Source organism: Bacillus sp. JJ1566 (assembly GCF_036962685.1).
GTDB lineage: Bacteria > Bacillota > Bacilli > Bacillales > Bacillaceae_L > Ferdinandcohnia.
Genome location: NZ_JBALOP010000052.1, coordinates 98916 through 103248 on the forward strand (window position 1 = coordinate 98916; position 4333 = coordinate 103248).

Annotated in this window: 5 protein-coding genes; 3 read left to right on the forward strand and 2 right to left on the reverse strand. The window is 36.4% G+C overall.

Annotated features, from left to right (window positions below; genetic code table 11):
* The first annotated feature begins 234 nt into the window (after nt 1–234).
* Nucleotides 235–858: a 3'-5' exonuclease KapD gene (kapD, locus tag V7112_RS18895; RefSeq protein WP_335422730.1), complete on the forward strand. Its 624-nt coding sequence runs from the start codon at nt 235–237 to the stop codon at nt 856–858.
* Between the two features lie 134 nt (nt 859–992).
* Nucleotides 993–2321 carry a C40 family peptidase gene (locus tag V7112_RS18900; RefSeq protein WP_335422732.1) on the forward strand — a complete coding sequence of 443 codons (1329 nt, stop codon included), beginning with the start codon at nt 993–995 and terminating at the stop codon, nt 2319–2321.
* Between the two features lie 43 nt (nt 2322–2364).
* Here the strand turns inward: V7112_RS18900 and V7112_RS18905 are convergent, their stop codons facing one another.
* Entirely contained in the window at nt 2365–2748 is a 384-nt protein-coding gene (locus V7112_RS18905; RefSeq protein WP_335422734.1) for a kinase-associated lipoprotein B, read from the reverse strand.
* Nucleotides 2749–3037: 289 nt separating this feature from the next.
* Between V7112_RS18905 and V7112_RS18910 the strand changes: the two genes are divergently transcribed.
* Nucleotides 3038–3247, forward strand: a complete 210-nt coding sequence (locus tag V7112_RS18910; protein WP_335422735.1) for a hypothetical protein — start codon at nt 3038–3040, stop codon at nt 3245–3247.
* A 36-nt stretch (nt 3248–3283) separates the two neighbouring features.
* Here V7112_RS18910 and V7112_RS18915 read toward each other — a convergent pair whose 3' ends face one another.
* On the reverse strand, nt 3284–4087 hold the full coding sequence (locus tag V7112_RS18915) for an alpha/beta fold hydrolase (protein ID WP_335422737.1): 804 nt from the start codon (nt 4085–4087) through the stop codon (nt 3284–3286).
* Between the last annotated feature and the right edge of the window lie 246 nt (nt 4088–4333).

The following is a 4333-nucleotide window of genomic DNA, read 5'->3' on the forward strand; positions in this document are numbered from 1 at the left end:
TTAATGCTGAAAAGTTTCCATTAAAAAATCGTGGCATCCGCTGGAGGCTATAATTTATTCAGTCGGGTTTAGGATCCGACTGAATATAGTTAAAGGTTAAAAAGTATATATATTATAAATATATTCTGAAAAATAGAGGAAATCATGTTATAATATTGAAAAAGATGTTCGTCTATATTCAACAAATGTCCGGTGAATTTTTAAGTAGAGAAACATGACAAAGGAGGTTTAGAAGTGGATAATCAGCATCAATATTTGTTCATTGACTTTGAATTTACAATGCCTGAGGGAAAAAGCAACCCACAAGGATTTTACCCCGAAATCATCGAAATTGGTCTTGTATCTGTGAAGAATCAGAAAATAATTGATCAATACTCATCCTATGTTAAACCTATAAAGTTTCCTACACTCACAGAACGGTGCAAATCCTTTTTAAACATTTCTCAAGAGGAAGTGAATTCCGGGATATCGCTTCAAGATTTAGTGAACAAGCTTTCTAACTATGAAAAAACATCCTCAAGCACAATCGTCACTTGGGGAAATATGGACATGAAGGTCCTTCGTCACAATTGTCAAAGGATTGGGATCCCATTTCCTTTTAAGGGAAGACAAAGGGATTTGTCGATGGAATATAAACGCTTTTTCGGTGACCAAAATCAGACAGGTCTTTGGAAGGCTGTTCAGGAATATGGCAAGGAAGGGACAGGCAAACACCATTGTGCCCTTGATGATGCACTTACAACCTTTAATATATTCAAGTTAGTAGAAAATGATAAACGTTATTTAGAAAAACCAGAACCAACAACAATCGGTGATCGTGTTGACTTTTCCAAAGTCTTAAATAAATTTGCATTATAAAAACCAATTCGCTCAATATGTGAATTGGTTTTTATTTATGGCTTTCAATGATGGCTACTGTCGAATTTTTACAATTGAAACGAAAAATAATCGCATCCCGTTAGGATATCCTAATTGAAAAAGGAGGGATGCTCATGTTTATCGGCCATAAAATAGAAAATCCACAAACTATTTACTTATATATTGACCCCGGATTACAGGAGTTTTCCAGTGAACTTGGTACACAGGAACAAGGGAAAAAGCTTTATTTTAACGAAAGTATTCGAATATACCTAAAAGAAAAGATCCCTAACCTAAATCCCAATATCGTAAAAGTGATGATGGGGACAGTGGTCATTGCTACTGTTTCATTAGTGGGGGGACACCAATCTTCGACTGTAGAAGCAGCTAGCAAAAGCCAAGCTCATACACAAACTCAAACTAAGCATACAGTTGCAAATGGTGATACATTATTTGGAATTGCCAAGCAATATAATCTTACCGTCTCCCAACTGAAACAGCTAAACCAGCTAACCGGGGATATGATTTATCCTGGGCAAACCCTTATGATTAGCGAGGCATCACCAACTCAAACGACGGACACATATACGGTAACCCGTGGTGATACACTTTACTCCATTGCAAACTCGTATAATATGAGTGTAGACCAATTAAAGCAATTGAATAATCTAACTTCAAATACGATTCAAGTGGGGCAAACCCTAAAGGTAGTCGGTACTGCACCACAGTCCACACAAATAAAAGCACAAACATATACGATTCAACCAGGTGATTCCTTATATTTGATTGCCCAGAGAGCAAACACAACCGTTGACCAAATCATGAAAGTCAATAACCTAACCTCATCCATGATCTATGTTGGTCAGACATTACAGCTAGGAAGCGAAGCAACGGCTCCACAGCAAAATGAAGCAGGTGCAACCTATACTGTAAAAGCTGGAGACACCTTGTATGCCATTGCACGGAATTATAATATGAATGTTACTGAACTTAAAAATATTAATAATCTAACAAGCAATACCCTTTCAATTGGACAAGTCCTAAATGTGAATGGAAATGCGCAGACTGAATCCAATGTGCAAAATAGGGAGCAAGTTTTAAAAGAATTGGTTTCGGATAGCTATAATTTTATTGGAATCCCGTATCTTTGGGGTGGAACAACGACGGCTGGATTTGATTGTTCTGGCTTTGTTTCATTTATGCATGATAGACATGGAATCGACATTCCAAGGAACACGTCGGCTGGCTATTATTCGATGGGAACTACAGTTTCAAAAGCAAATCTCCAACCAGGTGACCTAGTATTTTTTGCTGTCAATAATACAGGACAAATTTCTCATGTCGGCTTTTTTGTTGGAAACAACGAATTTATATCTGCTACATCCTCAAAAGGAATTGCAGTTGTTTCAATGGACAACTCATATTGGTCTAAGTATTATGTAGGGGCTAAGCGAGTATATTGAATTGAAAAACCTACGGAAATAAGCCTCCGTAGGTTTTCCATTGTTATTTAAAGTAGTCATTCTCTAATACTTTCATGTTCTCCAGGCTGCGCATTGCCCATTCCGTACCTTCTGTTTCTAGTTCATTCTTAGTTTTTTCAACAACTTCTTTTAAAGAAACCTTATATTCGGGAACGTCTCCTGAATAGATGCGAACCATCTTTTTTGGTACATTTGTCTGCTCATTAAAAGCAAGCGCTCTTCGCTCTTGGAAAAAAGGTACATTTGGATCTTTCGGTGAATGGATGTCCCCCTGCATTGGATGCTTTAGGACAGCTTTTACCTTCACAAGATAGTGCTCAGGCTTAATGGCTGTAATCTCTCCAATGTATTTTCCTGTCTTATAAATTCCTGTGACAATGTCTCCGACTTTGAATTCATCAGACATTTTACTCACTCCTTTCCCAAATTTAACAAGTAACTCCCTCCATTATAACCGACGACTATAGAACAAGCATCTATAATACCTTCCAACATTTATCCCGCATTAACTGGCAGTAAGACCCCCACTTCAATACTTTAGGGAAAGCCGAAGAAGTATATGTGGGGATCAACTGCCAGTAAAAGCCCGATTGGTTCAACTAACATTCATTGGGGGAAGAAGAAAACCCCCAATGAATGAAGTTTCACTTTATGCTATAATAAAAGCTATAGTTTCGGTCGAAAGGTGTGAAGAAATGCTACTTTTACCAGTATTGAATCTATTTCTATATTTTCCTGAGGATAAATCAGAATATATTCCTGCTGCAATCAAACTAGTTATTTGCGTAATCATTGCGATTTTCGTATTTCGTTTATTTATCAAGCATTCCAAAAAAGAACAAGCAAAAGCGGAAGAGCTTGAAAAGCAATTAATAAACCAAGATAAAAATAATAGCATGAAGTAATCTTTAAGTAAAAAAGATGGGGCAACCCATCTTTTTTTAAATGAACTCCGTAATATACTCATATACCTTTTCCGGGCATTCTTCGGGGACCAAATGTCCAGTGCTTTTAACCGAAATAAACGTAGAATTAGGTAAATCTTGATGAAGCTTTCTCCCTACAGAAATTGGAACAACCCGATCTTTTTCACCCCATATTAATAAAGCGGGGTGCTTGATTTGTTTTAATTCCTCAGATGTTAAATCCCCCTCACGATGACGTATCATTCTTGTTAACCCCATAAAAATCCGATTATCTAGAAATGGCTCTGTGTATCCATCAATCATATCTTGATCGATGAGATCATGATTGTGAACGACATTTCGTAGATTATGTAGAACACCCTGTTTTGCAAGCTTCTTTTTCACGATAAAATGAAAATAAGGAAGATAGGAAGAATAAATTAAGGACTTGGGCATCCTTTTCATATAGCCTGAACTGCACAGTAATACTAATTTATCCACCAAATTGGGTGATTGTTTAGCAATGTATAAACAAATTTGGCCACCCATCGAATGTCCTACTAAATTGATTTTTGAGAAATGAAAGGAACGAATTAAATCGCTAACTACAATTGCTATATTCGAATAAGAGTATGTAAACCTTGTTGATTTTTCACTTTTTCCAAATGGAGGGAGGTCCACTGAAAGGATTGTATAATCCTTCCTAAGGAATGGAATCAGTCTTCGAAAACTGAAAGATGATGATAAGAAACCGTGCAATAATACAAGAACCGGTTTCTTTTCAGCATGCTGATATAATTCATAATGAAGGTTTATTCCTTTTATTTGTATTGTATTCATTGATGGAAAATCCACATCCTATATGATAGATTTAACCCTATTTTTACCAAAGGGTGAAGAAAAACTCATAAAGTTTAGAATGAATAAAAAATTTTTCAATATACTGTCCATTTATCTGATATAATAAATGACAAAATATTTAACCTTATTCAGCTGACTGCTGAATAAGGTTAAATAGCCACCGGCGGATGCCACAGATTTTCTAAGGTAAGTTTTCGAGCCATGCTCGAAAAAATCTGGGCGCAA

Excerpts from the sequence above, each read along its gene's own strand:
- V7112_RS18900 (WP_335422732.1), top strand. The coding sequence starts at position 993 with ATGTTTATCGGCCATAAAATAGAAAATCCACAAACTATTTACTTATAT.
- V7112_RS18905 (WP_335422734.1), bottom strand. The coding sequence starts at position 2,748 with ATGTCTGATGAATTCAAAGTCGGAGACATTGTCACAGGAATTTATAAG.
- V7112_RS18910 (WP_335422735.1), top strand. The coding sequence starts at position 3,038 with ATGCTACTTTTACCAGTATTGAATCTATTTCTATATTTTCCTGAGGAT.
- V7112_RS18915 (WP_335422737.1), bottom strand. The coding sequence starts at position 4,087 with ATGAATACAATACAAATAAAAGGAATAAACCTTCATTATGAATTATAT.